The organism is Bacillus sp. ISL-75, assembly GCF_018613095.1.
In genome coordinates, this window is the sequence record NZ_JAGGQX010000009.1 from 301,620 (window position 1) to 320,250 (window position 18,631).

19 protein-coding genes are annotated in these 18,631 nt (G+C 37.0%); 5 read left to right on the forward strand and 14 right to left on the reverse strand.

Going from position 1 to position 18,631, the window contains the following annotated elements; genetic code table 11:
* Positions 1–92 precede the first annotated feature (92 nt).
* A complete protein-coding gene (locus J7E63_RS03840) occupies positions 93–1,565 on the forward strand; it encodes an aminotransferase class I/II-fold pyridoxal phosphate-dependent enzyme (protein WP_215001712.1) in 1,473 nt (490 codons plus the stop codon).
* A 57-nt stretch (positions 1,566–1,622) separates the two neighbouring features.
* Here the strand turns inward: J7E63_RS03840 and J7E63_RS03845 are convergent, their stop codons facing one another.
* Both J7E63_RS03845 and J7E63_RS03850 read right to left on the reverse strand, forming a co-directional pair.
* Entirely contained in the window at positions 1,623–1,745 is a 123-nt protein-coding gene (locus J7E63_RS03845) for a GapA-binding peptide SR1P (protein WP_215010327.1), read from the reverse strand.
* Positions 1,746–1,907: 162 nt separating this feature from the next.
* Positions 1,908–2,207 (reverse strand): DUF3055 domain-containing protein, encoded by a 300-nt coding sequence (locus J7E63_RS03850; RefSeq protein WP_215010328.1) that lies wholly within the window; start codon positions 2,205–2,207, stop codon positions 1,908–1,910.
* A gap of 165 nt (positions 2,208–2,372) precedes the next feature.
* Between J7E63_RS03850 and J7E63_RS03855 the strand changes: the two genes are divergently transcribed.
* The gene (locus J7E63_RS03855; protein ID WP_210427163.1) at positions 2,373–2,807 is read left to right on the forward strand and encodes a DUF1885 family protein; all 435 of its coding nucleotides are present in this window, start codon (positions 2,373–2,375) and stop codon (positions 2,805–2,807) included.
* 461 nt (positions 2,808–3,268) lie between these two features.
* On the opposite strand, the gene lpdA is transcribed toward J7E63_RS03855, so the two are convergent.
* The 5 genes from lpdA to J7E63_RS03880 all read right to left on the reverse strand — a co-directional run bounded on the left by lpdA (position 3,269) and on the right by J7E63_RS03880 (position 9,357).
* Positions 3,269–4,684 (reverse strand): dihydrolipoyl dehydrogenase, encoded by a 1,416-nt coding sequence (lpdA, locus tag J7E63_RS03860; RefSeq protein ID WP_215010329.1) that lies wholly within the window; start codon positions 4,682–4,684, stop codon positions 3,269–3,271.
* Positions 4,685–4,688: 4 nt separating this feature from the next.
* Complete coding sequence (locus J7E63_RS03865; RefSeq protein ID WP_215010330.1) at positions 4,689–6,020, reverse strand: dihydrolipoamide acetyltransferase family protein; 1,332 nt, start codon at positions 6,018–6,020, stop codon at positions 4,689–4,691.
* A 78-nt stretch (positions 6,021–6,098) separates the two neighbouring features.
* Entirely contained in the window at positions 6,099–7,076 is a 978-nt protein-coding gene (locus J7E63_RS03870) for an alpha-ketoacid dehydrogenase subunit beta (RefSeq protein WP_215010331.1), read from the reverse strand.
* 3 nt (positions 7,077–7,079) lie between these two features.
* On the reverse strand, positions 7,080–8,195 hold the full coding sequence (gene pdhA / locus J7E63_RS03875) for a pyruvate dehydrogenase (acetyl-transferring) E1 component subunit alpha (protein WP_168242656.1): 1,116 nt from the start codon (positions 8,193–8,195) through the stop codon (positions 7,080–7,082).
* 499 nt (positions 8,196–8,694) lie between these two features.
* Positions 8,695–9,357, reverse strand: coding sequence for a YkyA family protein (locus J7E63_RS03880; RefSeq protein WP_308161899.1), 663 nt, complete (start codon positions 9,355–9,357; stop codon positions 8,695–8,697).
* 183 nt (positions 9,358–9,540) lie between these two features.
* Between J7E63_RS03880 and def the strand changes: the two genes are divergently transcribed.
* On the forward strand, positions 9,541–10,095 hold the full coding sequence (gene def, locus J7E63_RS03885; protein ID WP_215010332.1) for a peptide deformylase: 555 nt from the start codon (positions 9,541–9,543) through the stop codon (positions 10,093–10,095).
* A gap of 73 nt (positions 10,096–10,168) precedes the next feature.
* Here the strand turns inward: def and J7E63_RS03890 are convergent, their stop codons facing one another.
* The gene (locus J7E63_RS03890) at positions 10,169–10,939 is read right to left on the reverse strand and encodes a Cof-type HAD-IIB family hydrolase (RefSeq protein WP_215010333.1); all 771 of its coding nucleotides are present in this window, start codon (positions 10,937–10,939) and stop codon (positions 10,169–10,171) included.
* A 523-nt stretch (positions 10,940–11,462) separates the two neighbouring features.
* Between J7E63_RS03890 and J7E63_RS03895 the strand changes: the two genes are divergently transcribed.
* Positions 11,463–11,672: a DNA-dependent RNA polymerase subunit epsilon gene (locus J7E63_RS03895; RefSeq protein ID WP_088086236.1), complete on the forward strand. Its 210-nt coding sequence runs from the start codon at positions 11,463–11,465 to the stop codon at positions 11,670–11,672.
* A 6-nt stretch (positions 11,673–11,678) separates the two neighbouring features.
* Positions 11,679–13,346, forward strand: coding sequence for a ribonuclease J1 (gene rnjA, locus J7E63_RS03900; RefSeq protein ID WP_088086235.1), 1,668 nt, complete (start codon positions 11,679–11,681; stop codon positions 13,344–13,346).
* A 167-nt stretch (positions 13,347–13,513) separates the two neighbouring features.
* Here the strand turns inward: rnjA and J7E63_RS03905 are convergent, their stop codons facing one another.
* The 6 genes from J7E63_RS03905 to dapD all read right to left on the reverse strand — a co-directional run bounded on the left by J7E63_RS03905 (position 13,514) and on the right by dapD (position 18,618).
* Positions 13,514–14,173, reverse strand: a complete 660-nt coding sequence (locus J7E63_RS03905) for a potassium channel family protein (protein ID WP_168242652.1) — start codon at positions 14,171–14,173, stop codon at positions 13,514–13,516.
* An 86-nt stretch (positions 14,174–14,259) separates the two neighbouring features.
* Positions 14,260–15,174: a DUF4349 domain-containing protein gene (locus tag J7E63_RS03910; protein WP_215010334.1), complete on the reverse strand. Its 915-nt coding sequence runs from the start codon at positions 15,172–15,174 to the stop codon at positions 14,260–14,262.
* Positions 15,175–15,310: 136 nt separating this feature from the next.
* Positions 15,311–15,766 carry a TlpA disulfide reductase family protein gene (locus J7E63_RS03915; RefSeq protein WP_088086232.1) on the reverse strand — a complete coding sequence of 152 codons (456 nt, stop codon included), beginning with the start codon at positions 15,764–15,766 and terminating at the stop codon, positions 15,311–15,313.
* Between the two features lie 64 nt (positions 15,767–15,830).
* Entirely contained in the window at positions 15,831–16,379 is a 549-nt protein-coding gene (locus J7E63_RS03920) for a peroxiredoxin (RefSeq protein WP_215010335.1), read from the reverse strand.
* A gap of 271 nt (positions 16,380–16,650) precedes the next feature.
* Positions 16,651–17,784, reverse strand: coding sequence for an N-acetyldiaminopimelate deacetylase (locus tag J7E63_RS03925; RefSeq protein ID WP_215010336.1), 1,134 nt, complete (start codon positions 17,782–17,784; stop codon positions 16,651–16,653).
* A 123-nt stretch (positions 17,785–17,907) separates the two neighbouring features.
* A complete protein-coding gene (gene dapD / locus J7E63_RS03930; RefSeq protein ID WP_215010337.1) occupies positions 17,908–18,618 on the reverse strand; it encodes a 2,3,4,5-tetrahydropyridine-2,6-dicarboxylate N-acetyltransferase in 711 nt (236 codons plus the stop codon).
* Positions 18,619–18,631 lie beyond the last annotated feature (13 nt).

Genomic DNA, 18,631 nt, shown 5'->3' on the forward strand with positions numbered 1-18,631 from the left:
GCAATGAAAGGTATTAGTGCTATAATTCCTTTGTTTTTATGTTTTTGGATGACATAATTAGAGTATTTTTTATAAAGAGGTGTGGTTATAAATTGTCTCAAAATCAAACACCGCTATTTAGCGGTTTATTAGCACATGCGAAAAAGAACCCAATTCAATTTCATATTCCTGGTCATAAAAAAGGTGCTGGGATTGACCCTGAGTTTCGAAACTTTATCGGTGATAACGCCCTGTCTATTGACCTAATTAATATTGGTCCACTAGATGACCTTCATCAGCCAAAAGGAATCATTAAGCAGGCTCAGGATTTAGCAGCCGAAGCCTTCGGAGCTGATCGAACATTTTTTTCAGTACAAGGGACAAGCGGAGCAATCATTGCCATGATTATGGCTGTTTGTGGTCCAGATGATAAAATTATCGTTCCAAGAAATGTTCATAAGTCAATTATGTCTGCTATTGTCTTTTCCGGTGCCATCCCTGTATTTATCCAGCCTGAAATTGATAAGGAATTAGGAATTTCTCACGGAATAACACCCGATGCAGTAGGAAGGGCTCTAGAGCAACATCCAGACGCAAAAGCTGTCTTAGTAATCAACCCAACATATTTTGGAATCTCCGGAGATTTAAAAAAGATTGTTGAAATTTCTCATTCCTATCATATTCCTGTTCTTGTTGACGAAGCCCATGGTGTTCATATTCATTTCCATGATGACCTTCCACTTTCAGCTATGCAAGCCGGTGCAGATATGGCGGCTACTAGTGTCCACAAACTAGGTGGATCGATGACCCAAAGCTCGATTCTTAATGTGAAAGAAGGACTTGTTTCCGCAAAACATGTTCAGTCGATTCTAAGCATGCTTACTACTACCTCCACTTCGTATTTATTACTTGCATCACTTGATGTTGCTCGGAAGCAATTGGCTACGAAAGGAAGGGATTTGATCGATAAAACCATCAATTTAGCGCAATCCATGCGGAAAAGAATAAATGAGATTGAAAATCTGCATTGTATCGGTGAGGAAATTCTAGGGTCAGAAGCTACCTTTGATTATGATCCAACCAAGCTTATCATTTCAGTTAAAGAACTAGGATTAACTGGATACGATGTTGAAAAATGGTTAAGAGAAAAACACAATATTGAAGTGGAACTTTCTGATCTTTATAACATTCTTTGTATCATCACGCTTGGAGACACAGAAGTGGAAGCCGACTTGTTAATTAATGCCTTAAAAGATTTGGCAGATGAGTGTAAACATCGCACCGAAAGAATTGAACCTGTTGAAGTTCTTCTTCCTGAAATTCCTGTCCTTGCCTTAACACCAAGAGATGCGTTTTATTCTGAAACAGAAGTTATTCCTTTTGAAGAATCTGAAGGAAGAATTATTGCAGAATTTATTATGGTATACCCACCCGGTATCCCAATTTTTATTCCTGGTGAGATTATTACTAAGGAAAACCTCCATTACATTCGAAAAAACCTTGAGGCAGGTTTACCTGTACAAGGTCCAGAAGATGATGAAATTAAGTCAATTCTTGTCATTAAAGAATACAAGGCAATAAAATAAAACAACAAAAATACAGGATTCCGATATCGGAATCCTGTTTTAATTTATGTTTAGTTATTATAAATCTTCCTCTGTATGATGATCCTCGCAACAATTGCATTTAGAATAAAGCACCGTTACTTTTTCATCTTCAAAATAATCAATAGTAGAGTTACAAGTTTGACAAACTAAAGTACCCATTTGTTCAACCCCCTTTTCATTATTGAATAATCACAAAACGAAGTATTTATATATCATTAATGTAATAATAATATATCACATTAGAAATATCAAGCCTAAATTGTATGTCACATTTAAAAAAATAATAAAAAAAAAGACCCTATTGGGCCTTCTCTTGATAAATTATTCGTACTGAGTCTCAAACGGGATGGTTGGTAGTGTTTCGCTGAAAAACTCAGCTAAATCTGCTGCTTGCTGTTGATCAGGGATACGGAATACGGTTTGAAGGTAATCAATATCTTCGATGTCTTTTGGGTCGAGGAGAGTGGAACGGCCAGTCTGCATGCAGACAACTAGAGGTTTGCCGAAAAACATGTTGGTGTAAATTATGCCGAAATCATAACGGGTATGTTCCGTTGTAAATCCAATAAACCTTACCTTCGCATTTTCATGTTCATCATAGAGCTTATCAAATAATTCCATATGGCTCCTCCTTTTTCCTAAGAATGTTTAGAATATTATTATAATTCATTTTCCCTAAAGAAACAAGAAAACTTCTACTTTTATTTAAAGCTATAGTTGTCATAAGATTTTATTAAATGCTAGAATAAAGAGGCATATATAATGGACTATTAGGGGGGAATGATGATGGCTGTTAATGCATATATTAAGCTAGTGCCTTCATCTGCTAAACAAACAGTAACAATAGAAGAAGTTAAAGAATTATTTCATGAGTATAAAAATAACACTACAAAAACTGGTAATCAAATAGGTTGGCAATATGGAGAGTCAGCTTTTCCCTATGTAATTAAAGAAACATCAGAAGCGGACGGAAAATGGTTCTATTTGCACTCTAACGATGACCGCTACTATGCCATTTTATTAGGTGTAGACCAGGAAACTATTCGAAATGAAGAAGGACAAGAACTAGAACAAACATACATACAAGTGACATTACCCGAACAATCTACGTATGGAGATAAGGGTAAAGCGAATGAATTTTGTAAATACCTTGCGAAAAAGCTCCAAGGGGAACTCCACCTTTTTAATGAGAGAATCATGTATTATTATCCGCGTAAATAAAAAAAGCTCCTTTTGGGGCTTTTTTTATTGAATAAACAATTCCATGGTATAGTGAATCGAAGTATATATAACAAGGCTTAGAGTAGTGATAAAAAGCGTTTTACGCACTGATTTTGTGACCTGGTTTCCTATTAAAAATGCTAAATAAAAGAACACAAAAAACATAATGACTTTATAAATTAGCTGGTCATGCTTTGATAACCATTCAATAAATGTATATCCGCTCCAAATGATAAATTGCAGTATCACAACAATATAGACCCTCATATTTATCACCACTCTTAATACATTCATTTCTTTTTAGAATGCTCGTTCTTAAGTATATGTTCTAAAAGCGAGAGATATATTTTGTTTTTAAGTTGACATGGATTTTTTTGCTTTTATCTTTGTATAAATACAATTCGGTAAAAATAGTAAAAGTCCTTTCCGTTAGATAACGAAAAGGACTATATATTTATGAATTATTTCATAATGTGGATTGGGCTTCCTAAGGCAACTTCCGCTGCTTCCATTGTGATTTCTCCAAGTGTTGGATGAGCATGAATAGTCATGGCAAGATCTTCAGCAGACATTCCAGCTTCAATCGCAAGTCCTAATTCTGCAATCATATCTGATGCATTTGTTCCGGCAATCTGCGCCCCGATGACAAGTCCATCCTCTTTACGAGTAATTAATTTCATAAATCCATCACCACTGTCGAGTGATAATGCACGACCATTAGCTGCAAATGGGAATTTAGCCGCATTTACAACAATTCCTTCTTCTTTTGCTTGAGCTTCTGTATATCCAACTGAAGCTAATTCAGGATCAGAGAAGACAACAGCAGGAATACCTAGGTAATCAATTTCAGATGCGTGACCAGCAATTGCCTCTGCGGCAATTTTAGCTTCATATGAAGCTTTATGTGCCAATTGAGGGCCAGCAACAACATCACCAATAGCATAAATATTGCTAAGATTTGTGCGACATTGTTTATCGATTTCAATTAGTCCACGCTCAGTTAATTTAACACCAACTTGTTCTAAGCCCATTTCATCTGTGTTAGGACGTCGTCCGACCATTACAAAAACGTAATCAGCTTCGATTTTCTTTTCTTCCCCTTTTGTTTCGAACGTTACTACCACACCATTTTCAGTTTCTTCAACGCCCTTGGCAAACGCCTTTGTAAAGAACTCTGCACCTTTTTTCTTCATGCTTCGTTTTACGAGAGCAGCCATTTGCTTATCAAAAACACCAAGACCTAATATTTCTTCTGCACCTTCTAAAATGGTAACCTGACTGCCAAAGTTTGCGTATGCACCGCCAAGCTCAATCCCGATTACTCCGCCGCCAATAACGACGATTTTTTCAGGGATTTCATTTAAGTTAAGTGCCCCAGTAGAATTCAAAACACGTTTTGAATATTTAAAGGCAGGCAACTCAATCGGACGGGATCCAGTAGCAATAATAGCATTTTTAAAGGTATAAGTTTGAGCTGAATTTTCATCCATTACACGCAGCGTATTGGCATCGACAAAATATGCTTCACCACGGACAATGTTTACTTTGTTCCCTTTTAATAATCCTTCAACGCCGCCAGTTAATTTATTTACAATTCCTGATTTAAACTCTTGAACTTTTGTGAAATCCACTTTTACATTTTCAGCAGTAATCCCGAATGTTTCAGAATGCATCGCTGTTTCATAGCGGTGACCTGCTGAAATTAATGCTTTAGAAGGGATACATCCTACATTTAAACAAACGCCGCCAACATATTCTTTTTCAACAATTGTCACTTTTTGTCCCAACTGCGCTGCACGAATAGCAGCAACGTATCCCCCTGGGCCTGCTCCGATGACTATAGTATCTGTTTCAATTGGGAAATCTCCAACGACCATTTTATTACGCCTCCATTAACAATAGTTCTGGATCGTTCAATAAACGTTTAATATGATTTAATGCATTTTGTGCTGTTGCACCGTCAATCATGCGGTGGTCAAAACTTAATGAAAGTGCTAAAACCGGTGCAGCAACAATTTCACCGTTTCTAACGATTGGTTTTTCTGCAATTCGGCCAACGCCCAAAATTGCTACTTCAGGATGGTTAATAACTGGTGTAAACCATTGCCCGCCAGCTGAACCGATGTTTGAAATTGTACAAGATGCGCCCTTCATTTCGTTAGGTGCAAGTTTGCCGTCACGGGCTTTTACAGCTAATTCATTAATTTCATTTGAAATTGAGAATACTGACTTACGGTCTGCATCTTTTACTACGGGAACTAGCAATCCTTTTTCTGTGTCTGCTGCAATTCCAATATTATAATAATGTTTATGAATGATTTCACTAGTAGCATCATCAAGTGAAGTATTTAAAGCTGGGAATTCACGTAATGCACTTGTTAATGCTTTAACGATGTATGGTAAGAAGGTAAGCTTAATGCCTTTAGCAGCTGCCACTTCTTTGAATTTCTTCCGGTGTGTAACAAGTTTAGTTACATCGATTTCATCCATTAATGTAACGTGAGGAGCAGTGTGTTTGGAGTTAACCATTGCTTTGGCAATTGCCTTCCTGATCCCACTCATTTTCTCGCGAGTTTCTGGATATTCACCTTGTGGAATAGCTACGGCTGTTGTTTGCGGTGCCTCCACTTTAGCTGTTTCAACTTCTACAGCTACATTTGTCGCAGCTTGTGGCGAAGGTGCTGCTCCACCGCTTACAAAGAGATCAATATCACCCTTCAGTATCCGTCCATTATTTCCTGTTCCAGCTATTAAATTGATACTAATGCCTTTTTCACGGGCATATTTACGAACAGATGGCATAGCAATAATCCGACGATTTGGATCAACATCTGCTTGTGGTGCCACTGCTACTGCTGCTGGTTGTGGTGCTGCATCTTGTTTAACCTCAGGTGCAGGAGTTGCTACTGCTGCTTTTTCTTCTTGTTTCGGTTCATCAGCATGTTCATCGCCTTTAAATTGTAGGTTTTCATACCCTGGGGCATCAAAAGTGACTAAAACCTGTCCAACTGTAGCGACAGTTCCTTCTCCTACTAGTACTTCAAGAACGGTTCCTTCAACTGGGGACGGAATTTCTACCACTGCTTTATCATTTTGAATCTCGCAAAGTACATCATCTTCTTGAACTTTGTCGCCTGGCTTTACAAACCATTTAACAATTTCGCCTTCATGAATACCTTCACCGATGTCAGGCATTTTAAATTGAAATGACACTAGGATTCATCCTCCTAAATTACATGTATTTTTGAGCATCGAAATTATAATAATTAGAGCGGTCAATTACGTAATTAATTAAAAATTTAAAACTTTTTTAGCTGTTTCCATTACATCCTTATAATTCGGCAGCCATGCAGCTTCCGCTTGCGGGAATGCAAAAATGGTATCAGGTGCAGCCACGCGCAATACAGGTGCTTCTAAGCTTAAAATTGCCCGGTCGTTAATTTCAGCAACAACGTTTGCAGCAATTCCTGCTTGTTTTTGAGCTTCTTGAACAACGATCGCACGACCTGTTTTTTCAACAGAAGCAATAATCGTTTCAATATCGATAGGACTTACTGTTCTTAAGTCAATAACTTCAGCAGAATGACCTTCTTTTTCTAGTTCCTCTGCGGCTTTTAATGACTCGTGAACCATTGCTCCATAAGTAACGATTGTTATATCTGTTCCTTCACGTTTTACTTCGGCTTTTCCTAGTGGAATTGTATATTCCCCTTCTGGAACTTCCTGACGGAACGAACGGTATAACTTCATATGCTCAAGGAAAATAACTGGGTCATTATCACGGATTGATGAAATGAGAAGTCCTTTAGCATCATATGGAGTTGATGGAATAACAACCTTTAAGCCAGGTTGTTGCGCCATAAGTCCTTCTAAACTGTCTGCGTGCATATCAGGTGTATGTACGCCGCCTCCAAATGGCGAACGAAATGTTACTGGAGCATTAAATTTGCCTCCGGTACGATAACGAAGACGAGCTGCCTGACCAGAAATTGAATCCATTACTTCATAAACGAAACCGAAGAATTGAATTTCTGGAACAGGGCGGAAGCCTTGTAAACTAAGACCGACCGCTAAACCACCGATTCCTGATTCAGCAAGTGGCGTGTCAAAAACACGATCTTCGCCAAATTCATTTTGCAACCCTTCGGTTGCACGGAAAACACCACCGTTTACACCCACGTCTTCACCGAAAACTAATACGTTCGGATCATTGCTTAGTTCCACACGCAATGCATCTGTAATTGCTTGAATCATTGTCATTTGAGCCATGGCTTACTTCGACTCCTTTTCTTTATATATTTCATATTGCTCTTTTAAGTTTTGCGGCATTTCTTCATACATAATTGACATTAAATCAGTAACCTTTTGTTTAGGTGCAGCATCAGCTTTTTTAATTGCTTCTTTAATGTCTTCTTTCGCTTGTTCGATTACTTCATTTTCTTTTTCTTCCGTCCATAACCCTTTATTTTCAAGAAATTTACGGAAACGTACTAATGGATCTTTCTTTTCCCATTCATTGTCAAGGTCTGCTGTACGATAACGAGTTGGATCATCACCAGCCATGGTATGAGGACCATATCTATAAGTTAATGTTTCAATGAATGTTGGGCCTTCACCATTAATTGCACGCTCACGTGCATCACGAGTTGCAGCATATACCGCTAAAGGATCCATACCATCAACTTGAATACCAGGAATACCTGCTGCAACTGCTTTTTGAGCCAGAGTTTTGGCAGCCGTTTGCTTGTCAACAGGAGTTGAGATTGCGAAACGGTTATTTTGAGCAATAAAGATGGCTGGAGCTTTATATGCGCCTGCAAAATTCATTCCTTCATAGAAATCCCCTTGAGATGTACCACCGTCACCTGTATACGTAATTGCAACTGCTTTTACTCCACGCTTTTTCATTCCTAGTGCTACACCAGCTGTCTGAACATACTGTGCACCGATGATGATTTGCGGGATAGCTATATTAACGCCCTCAGGAATTTGTCCACCTTCAAAATGACCTCTGGACCATAAAAAGGCTTGGTATAAAGGTAATCCATGCCAGATAATTTGTGGAACATCACGATATCCCGGTAGGATGAAATCTTCTTTTTCTAATGCAAACTGTGAAGCTAATTGAGATGCCTCTTGTCCTGCAGTTGGAGCGTAGAATCCTAATCTTCCTTGGCGATTTAAAGAGATAGAGCGCTGGTCAAGAATTCGTGTATAAACCATACGGCGCATTAATTCCTGAAGCTGTTCATCTGTAAGGTCTGGCATCGCAGCTTCGTTTACGACTTCACCAACTTCATTAAGAATTTGAAGTGTTTGAAATTGTTCCTCTACAACTTCTAGTGTTTTCTTCGCATCAAGCTTGGCGTTCTGAGTTTTAGAAACCATTTAGGTCACCTCTTCCTTTCAATTCAAAACTTAATTTTTTTAATTATTATCCACTAAGTTAGAATACCCAAAAACTTAAGAATAAAAGACAGATGGACAATGTCATCCATTTTTCTTTATCATTTGGATAAACTCTTGATATTACACTCGATTTTGGTAAGCATAGTACATGAAACATACTTTCAAATAGTTTTTCAAATAAACGAAAACTTAAAACAAAATATCTTTCACCTTACCATCATCTTATTCTGTACCACTATTTTATGTAACATCATTGATACAATTAATTAACACTTTTTAAGTTTACATCATTAGTTTTTGCACGTCAAATACTATATTTTAATATTTTTCACCACGTTCATATTGCTAATATTATAAACTTTTTTTCTTCTGTATTACTTTTTTTTAACATCTGTTATATATAATACCTCATTTAATTTATTTGTTATAATATACAAAAAATCGGCCTATTCAGCCGATTATTTTGATGAGATAATATTTATTTGCTTGATTTAAGCCCTGCTTGTTTATAAAATGACAACTTTTTATCATTGTATTGTTCTGTTAACATATTAAATTTTTCATTGGCATTATAGACTCTTTTATACGTTTCATTTAACTTATTTACCTGTGCTTCAAGGTCTTCAAGTGAAAGATTTTTATTTTTAAACATTTGATACAATTCTTTATCATTTTTCAGTGCTTCATTATACTCTAGGTATAACGCTTCATGCGCTTTATATCTTTCCATCATTATCTCATATAGTTCATTAGCTAATTTCGTTAAATCGCGATCTTCTAATTTATCCTTAATATCCCTGGCCTTTAAGAATTCTTTCTGGGATTCTTTAATGCTGTTGGTTTCTTTCTCCATCAGCGCTTTTCTTTCATCAGCTAATAATATTGCTTCATCTGAAAGTTTTACGATTTGAGCATATTCTTTCATGCCAAGTTTGATAATCTGGTCATAAATTTCTTTTTCTTTTTTTTCAAGTGTAACAAGGGGATTCTGTTGTTCCTCAAATTCTTTTTCGGCTGAAACGACTTTTTCTAAAACATCATACATTTTTTCGACTGGAGACTTTTCTTTCGTACACCCAGCAAAAATAACAATCAAAACGGATAAACATAAAATCAAACAATACTTTTCTTTTAATGACACATTATAAACCTCCTGCCTATTCCAATTCCTACTATATCGACACCTGGTTTGTTTGACAATACAATATCCCATAAAAAAAGGTTGCAAATCAGTTACCTGAATCAAATATTAACTTTTTATCAATTGTCTGATAGACTATTTATTATTAATAATTTTAGTTTAAGCACAGGAGTGAGTGGAATCATGATTACGATGGAAGATATCATTCGAGATGGTCATCCTTCCCTTAGAAAAGTGGCTGCAGAAGTATCCATGCCGCCATCAGAAGAGGATAAACAAATATTATTTAGCTTATTAGAATATGTAATTAATAGTCAAAATCCTGAAAAGTCGGTACAATTTGGTTTACGCCCTGGAATAGGATTGGCTGCCCCGCAAATAAATGTTCTAAAACGGATGATAGCCGTGCATCTTACTGATGACACAGGCACACTTTATAGTTACGCATTATTTAATCCCAAAATTATTAGCCATTCTGTTGAAAAGTCGTATTTACAAGCTGGTGAAGGCTGCCTTTCAGTAGATAGAGCCATTCCAGGATACGTCCCTAGATATGCAAGGATTACTGTAAAGGGAACAAACCTTAACGGTGAAGAAGTGAAACTACGTTTAAAGGGACTTCCTTCTATCTGCTTTCAACACGAAATCGATCATTTAAATGGTGTTATGTTTTATGATTATATCAATCATGAAGACCCATTAAAACCAATCCAAGGGGCCCTAGCTATCGAAAGGTAATCAAACAGGAGCTGCATTGATTTTGAGCTACAGATGTATAAAGAACCGGCCCTTACTCGGGTCGGTTCACAATTTATATTAACTGTAGTTCCTTTAACCCATTCCAGATACCATCTTCGGAAACATCGCTTGTAATAAGATCTGCAAGTTCTCTGGCTTCAGGGACACCATTTCCCATGGCAACGCCTGTTCCAACTGCCTTCAACATTTCTAAATCATTTAAACCATCTCCGAATGCATAAACATCCTTCAACTCAAACCCCAAACGTTCGATCATTTTTTTTATTCCTTCTGCTTTTGAACCACCCTTTGGTAAAACATCGACAGAATATGGATGCCATCTGATAAAATCAAATTGGGGATAGTCAGAGAAATATAAACTTTCATCTTTATTTTCACAAAAAAGGAGGCTTTGATACATTTTTCGATTGACATAAAAAGAATCATCTTCCTCAGGATGAGGAAAATTTAGGCTCCCCATGCTTTTTTCAACAAATGGATGATGCTTAACACTTGCCTTCATTGTTTTTTCATTCATAAACACTAATGGATGATTGTTTGACTTCGTATGGTAAAATAATTTATTTAGCTCATTTTCATTCAAAGGGTTCTCATATATAACTTCATTCTCAAAAACCACAAATTGACCGTTAAAGCTCACATAAGAGTCAATTCCAAGTACATTCCGCAGGCCTTCAAACATAAACGGAGCTCTACCAGTGGCAATTGCGACAAATACATCATTCTTCTTAAGTAAATTGATGGCTTTTATCGTGCTTTCGGGTAGGTTTTTTTCATGATCGAGCAATGTGCCGTCTATGTCAAAAAATACAATTTTCTTCATTTAATATGTACTCCTTTTTGTCGAATCCTTTAAACTGTGAAAATGTACTCCCCACAGTTCTTTATTCTTTAAAACACTAAACTTTATATTAAAAAAAGTCAATTTATAATTTGTCAATGTAATTCCATGTTTAACCATGATTGAATCAGCAATTTCATCATATAATATAGTAAAAATACTCTTATTTTAAAAAAACTTCAATAATCTGCCATCGCTTACTTTACATTGGACAAGGATTGTATAAAATAAGAGATAAGGAGATGATCCACTATGTTAAAGAAGCTAAGGAAGAAGCTTTTAAAACAGTGGAAAGAATTACTGCGAAAGAAATCCATTGCCTAAATTTTTTTAGGGCCCTTCAAACTTGCGAAGGGCTCCTTCATTATTGTAAATTGTAAAAACAACGATTCTTTTTTACATACTTTTCATATAAGTCTAATGGTTTCCAAAGAAAATAAATGAAAAAGATGAAAATGTTTTATATAATAGAAAAAGTTATGATTCAGTTAGGAGCGAAATTGTAATGATATTTAAAGTATATTATCAGGAAAACATCAAAGAAGTACCAGTCAGAGAGAATACAAAAACCCTATTTATTGAAGGAGAATCGGTAAGAGATGTCCGCTCAAAAATTGCCGACCGTGGGTTTAATGTTGAATTTGTTCAAGAAGTTAAAGGAGCTCATTTAAAATATGAACTTCAAAATGAAGACTATAAAGTATTGGAGAAATGATAATTTATGAAATTTGTTAAGAATGATCAAACTGCGGTTTTTGCCCTAGGTGGTTTAGGCGAAATTGGCAAAAACACGTATGCAGTTCAGTTTCAGGATGAAATAATATTAATTGATGCCGGAATAAAGTTTCCTGAGGATGAGCTATTAGGTATTGATTATGTTATTCCTGATTATACCTATTTGGTAAAGAATCAAGATAAAATAAAAGGATTATTTGTTACACACGGACATGAAGATCACATTGGCGGTATTCCCTATTTATTACGCGAGATTAATGTTCCAATTTATGGTGGAAAACTCGCTCTTGGATTAATTAAAAATAAACTAGAGGAACACGGCTTATTAAGAAATGCTAAGTTGATAGACATTAAAGAAGACGATATCATCAAATTCCGCAAAACATCGGTTACTTTTTTCCGCACCACCCACAGTATTCCTGATTCTTATGGGATTGTAGTTAAAACTCCGCCAGGTCAAATTGTCCATACTGGAGATTTTAAATTTGATTTTACCCCTGTAGGTGAACCTGCCAATCTAACCAAAATGGCTGAAATAGGTAAAGAAGGCGTTTTATGTTTACTATCAGATAGTACAAATAGTGAAATACCTGAATTCACCATGTCAGAACGTCGGGTAGGTGACAGCATCAATGATATTTTCCGTAAAGTGGACGGTCGTATTATTTTTGCTACCTTTGCATCTAATATCCATAGATTGCAGCAAGTGGTAGAGGCAGCAGTAGTATACGGAAGAAAAGTAGCGGTTTTTGGCCGAAGTATGGAAGCAGCTATCAATATCGGACTTGAATTAGGGTATATTAATGCACCTAAAGAGACTTTTATTGAAGCGAATCAAATAAACCGGCTTCCTGCTGATAAAGTTACGATCCTTTGTACCGGAAGTCAGGGCGAAGCAATGGCTGCTCTTTCAAGAATTGCTAATGGCACACACAGACAAATTCAAATCATTCCTGGTGACACAGTGGTATTTTCATCTTCACCTATTCCAGGGAACACAATTAGTGTGAGTCGAACGATTAATATGCTCTATAGAGCCGGCGCGGAAGTTATTCACGGTAAACTAAGTAATATTCATACTTCTGGTCATGGTGGACAGGAAGAACAAAAACTAATGCTGCGTTTAATTAGACCAAAGTTCTTTATGCCAATCCACGGTGAATATCGAATGCAAAGAATGCACGCTAAGATCGCGGTTGATTGCGGAGTACAAGAAGAAAATTGTTTTATTATGGATAATGGTGAAGTGTTAGCTCTTTCTGAGGATACTGCTCAGGTTGCTGGAAAGATTCCATCTGGTTCTGTTTATATCGACGGCAGTGGCGTAGGCGATATTGGAAATATTGTCTTACGGGACCGTAGAATTCTTTCTGAGGAAGGATTAGTTGTTGTGGTCGTAAGTATTAATATGAAAGAATTTAAAATTGCTTCAGGACCTGACCTAATTTCTCGAGGATTTGTTTATATGAGAGAATCCGGTGATTTAATTAACGATGCTCAAAATCTAATCACCAAGCACTTAAATAAAGTGATGGAAAGAAAGACAAGCCAATGGTCTGAAATTAAAAATGAAATTACAGATACATTAGCGCCTTTCCTATACGAAAAAACAAAGCGCAGACCAATGATTTTACCAATCATTATGGAAGTATAAGAATAAATAAAGCGGAAGCTCCTCGAGCGCTTCCGCTTTTCTTATTGTCTAGCTCCAGCGCCTAGGGGCTCGGGGTCATAAGCCAATCAGTCATGAAGGTTAAAGAGCAACCTTCACGCCTGCTCGTCTTATGCCTGTCGCCCCTGTTCAAGGCGCTTCCGCTTTTCTTATTCCAATACTTTTTTTTCAAATCGATTGATGTCTTGATCGGTTCCAATCACGATTAAAACATCATTAACGTGAAAAGTTTCTTTGGCTTGTGGAGAAACAATAATTTCTTCTCCTCTTTTTATGGCGACAATATTCAAACCATATTTCTTGCGAATATCCAAATCCATAATCGTATGACCACTAAGTTTTCCATTCGCAACAATTTCAACGATACTGTGTTCATCTGATAGTTCAAGATAGTCGACCACATTACTCGAAGCCATATTGTTAGCAATCCGTTTTCCCATGTCTCTTTCTGGGTGAACAACACTATCTGCTCCAATTTTCCTCAAAACTTTTTCATGGTAATCGTTTTGAGCCTTAGCTGTAATACGCACTACACCCAATTCCTTAAGAATAAGAGTTGTAAGTATACTTGATTGAATATCATCGCCAATAGCTACAATCACATGATCGAAGTTACGTATCCCAAGGCTTTTCAAAACAGCTTCGTCTGTTGTATCCCCTACAACCGCATGAGAAGCAATCATTGCATACTCATTTACTCGTTCTTCATTTTTATCGATAGCAAGAACTTCCATCCCCTCATCGGTAAGAGTTCGGCAAATACTTCCACCGAATCGACCAAGCCCAATGACTGCGAAACTTTTCTTCATATATAACTCCCCCGGATAAATCATTATCTTATTATGTTTCATTTTAGCATCATTCGTCAGATTTATATAGAGAGAGCTATCCCTTCTTATTCCTGCCCCTGTCTGGACTTCCTCTTTTTAAGATAGTATAGGAGAAAAAATACTATAATAAATAAAATGCCAATAACTGGCAGGTTCCCAACGATAAAAACAACCAAGCCTGATAAACCAACTAATAACATATTGATGCTTTTCATGAATTGTTTTTTGGTTTTCTCCCAAGTATTTAATTTATCTTTATTAATTGTAGGTACAACTACGCTTTTTTCGTAAAGGGTTATGTTAACCGTCGAAAGGGAGGTTTGGTTTTCTAAAAACTTCATCTTTCCTTCAATGATCTCAATTTCCTCTTGTACAGATGCCAAATCAGCAGAAATTTTCAATAAATCTTCTGTTTTTACTGCACTTTTCATGAAAGTGAGTAACCGTTCTTCCACCACCTTTTTTGATTTTAATCTGGACTCAAGATCAACATATTCCTCGGTTACATCCTGCCCTGTTATGCTTCTATGCAAAACCTCTGCTGCTTGCCTCTCAGCATCATGTAAAAAGGTCTGAAAGTGCTTTTGTGGTATTCTAATTTTAATGCTGCCGCTTACCAGCTCGTTGCCCTCTTTTGATACATTAGACTCTGCTATATAACCTCCATATTTTATTACTTTTTCTTCAAGGATACGGACTGTCTGATCAAATTTCTTTACTCGCAGTTGTAGATCAGCTTGATAAATGACCATTTGGTTTGGAATTTTTATATTTGCAGCTGCGGAACTTTTTTCATCCTTTTCTGTTTCACCTGAGTAAAAGTCTGCTTCCTCCCCACTGCCAGATTCGGCTGAATCCATAGCAACCTCATTACTTTCACTCATTTTTGCACTTTTATCTTCGCTGTTGGAACTGCACCCTGTTATCCAAAATAATAAGATAATTAAAAAGATAGGAAACCAACGTTTTAGCTTTATCAACTTCTGACACCCCTTTTTCCTCTAATGGTTAAGTCCTGTATATAAATACCGACGATTAAAAGGAAGCTAGGTTACAGGTAAAGATAAAAAAATAAAAATGCTGCCCGTTGAATACGGACAGCACTTAGATCGTTTTTTATTCTGTTTTTTCCAACTCATCCAACACTCGGTTTACACGCTTCTCGAGCATTTTCATGCCACTTCCGCCTGCTTGGAAATGGCGGAGCTTGCCTTCTTTGTCAAATACATAATAAGCTGGTACATATTGATTTTCAAGGGCTTCTGTCAACTTGTGATCACTGTCGACAAAAATCGGTTGATTGATTCCATGCTCAGCTGCCACTTGTTTAATTTCATCTAAGTTAAGGTCGTTTTCAGAACGCGGCATATGAACAGCAACCACATTTAATTTGTCCTTAAAATCATCACGAAATTGATTTACCTGCGGCATCGCTTCCTTACAAAGATGGCAGCTAATCGACCAAAAATGAAGCAATGTTGGTTTTTCTCCGATGAGGTCTGCTCTTGTCACTTCACCGTTTAACCATTCAGTTGCCCCAGTTAACTCTGGCATTGGTTCACGTAATTTCATCGATAATCCCCCTATTAAAAAGACCTAACACTTTAAAAGGTTAGGTCTATCTGTTTTGTACAAATTATACGTTCAATGTAGCTTGTCCAGGCTTCCAGTTTGCTGGGCAAAGACCGCCAGTTTGTAATGCTTGAAGAACACGTAAAGTTTCATCCACGTCTCGGCCAATGTTGTTGTGATTTACAACAGAATACTTTAATTCACCCTCAGGATCGATGATGAATAAACCGCGTAGTGCGATACCTTCTTCTTCAATTAATACTCCATAATCACGAGCTACCACATGGTTAGTATCTGCAGCAAGTGGATAGTTTAAATCGCCAAGACCATTTTCTTTGCGGTCTGTTTTAATCCAAGCAAGATGAGTGTGGATTGTGTCAGTAGAAGCACCAACTACAACTGCATCTAGATCATCAAACTCTTCATAACGATCGGACATCGCTGTAATTTCAGTTGGACAAACAAATGTAAAGTCCATTGGATAAAAGAACAACACTGTCCATTTATCGTTTTTCATGTTTTCTTCCAAACTTACTTTTTTAAATTCTTTGTTTGGCATTACAGCATCCATTTCAAAGCGTGGTGCTTGTTTACCTACCATACGTTCTGGCATTCTAATCCCTCCAAATAATTAATAAATGAGTATTTATAGCAATTCTCATTTGCTATCCTTTTCACAATTCTAATTATAGGACACATCTTATTTTGAGTCAATATTAAATTATAATTAATTTAATTAAATACTTATTATTAATTATAACCTTATTTCCCCTTCATAAGTTTTCCCTAATTGTGTAAGAATAATCGACGATATGTAACAATTTCCCTTTTAATTCTCTTTAATTTTATCATGATTGCTAATCAGAACAAAATAAAACGCCTTCTTATTTAAGATTTAATCTATTCCCTAGATTAGAGATATAGCTTGTCATTACTTTAACAGCTACTTCAATCGCACCTTCTTGTGGATTTAATTTTGAATGGTGTAAACCATAGGGCGAATCCACACCCAGCCAAAACATAAGCCCTGGAATCTCTTTAAGCATATACCCAAAGTCTTCTCCCGTCATTGCTTCCTTGCACTCGATTACTTCAACATTTGTTTCATTTTGAAGATATTTCATAAAATCTCTTGTAATAGATTCAGTATTATAGACTTGATGATACATCGATCCATAATCAATGACTGCTTCACATTCAAAACCTGCCTCGATTCCCTTCACAAGCGCCTCAATGCGATGTTTAACCTTTTTCATCGATTCAGCAGAAAGCGTCCGGATGGTTCCCTCAAGCCTTGCATTTTCAGCAATAATATTTTGAACCGTACCGCCAGTGATTTTTCCAATCGTTATAACCGCACTATCTAAGGGGTCGACATTCCTCGAAACAATCGTTTGCAGCTGGTTTACCAATGTACATGCTGCGACAACCATATCATTCGTTTCGTGAGGTCTAGCGGCATGCCCCCCCTTACCCTTTAGATCAATAAACAGTTCAGAAGTATTAGCAAATAGTAACCCTTCCTTAACCGCGATAGTTCCAACTGGATACTCTGGTGCAATATGTAAGGCAAAAATCAGGTCAGGCTTCCATTCCAGCATCTCATCTGATTTTAACATCGGTTCCGCTCCGCCAGGTCCTTCCTCTGCAGGTTGAAAAACAAACATAAGGTCGTCTGCAATTGGGTTATTCGTAAAATAAGTTAGTACCCCAAGAGCGATGCTCATGTGGAAATCATGCCCACATGCATGCATCTTATTATCGTGGGTCGATGAGAAAGGTAATCCTGTTTCTTCGCTAATTGGAAGTCCATCGATGTCTGTTCTATAACCAATTGTTTTTTGGGGATTTAAGCCATGAACCTTTACAAACAACCCTGTCTTCCATTTTTTTATCGTGATACGATCTTGTGGTAAAGACTCAAGGTAAGACAATAAATAGGCTTGTGTCTCAAACTCTTGAAATCCTAATTCTGGAATTTGATGAAGGTCACGGCGGATTTTAATCAATGGATTCATTTATTAACTCTCCTTTTAAAAAAGAAGCGTGGATATGCTCCACGCTTTTCTGCTTATACTTAGAGAAACTATCTAGCTCCAGCGCCCAGCGGCTAGAGTACTTCGCGCAAAGGAAGCGGGCTTTTAAAGTTGACGAAGTTCTTGCATTATTTCAGTTTTTGACTTCGTTTTTTCATCAATATCTTTAATTTTCCTTGCCGGCATCCCTGCTACAACTGTATAAGGAGCAACATCTTGAGTGACAACTGCACCTGCAGCGACTACTGAACCTGTTCCAACTGTTACCCCTTCAAGAACAACGGCATTCGCTCCAATAAGAACATCATCCTCAATAATAACAGGCTTCGCAGATGGGGGTTCAATAACACCGGCCAAGACAGTTCCCGCCCCAATATGACAATTCTTCCCGACTGTAGCTCTTCCACCTAGAACAACACCCATATCAATCATCGATTTTTCACCAATAACGGCACCGATATTGATAACGGCTCCCATCATAATAACGGCATTATCACCGATTTCCACTTGGTCACGAATAGTAACACCTGGCTCAATTCGGGCATTAATATGCTTATTATCTAACAAAGGGATTGCAGAATTACGACGGTCATTTTCAACCACAAGATCTTCAATTTTTTCTTTATGTGCTTCTAACACTTCATTAATTTCAGACCATTCACCAAAAATGACTCCCGTATTTCCATTAATAAAAGTTTTTGTATTGTTCCCAAAATCAATTCCTGCTAATTCACCTTTTAAATAAACCTTTACAGGTGTAGATTTTTTACTATTTTGGATAAAAGAAATAATTTCATTTGCATCCATCATCTTCATTATTTTACCCCCT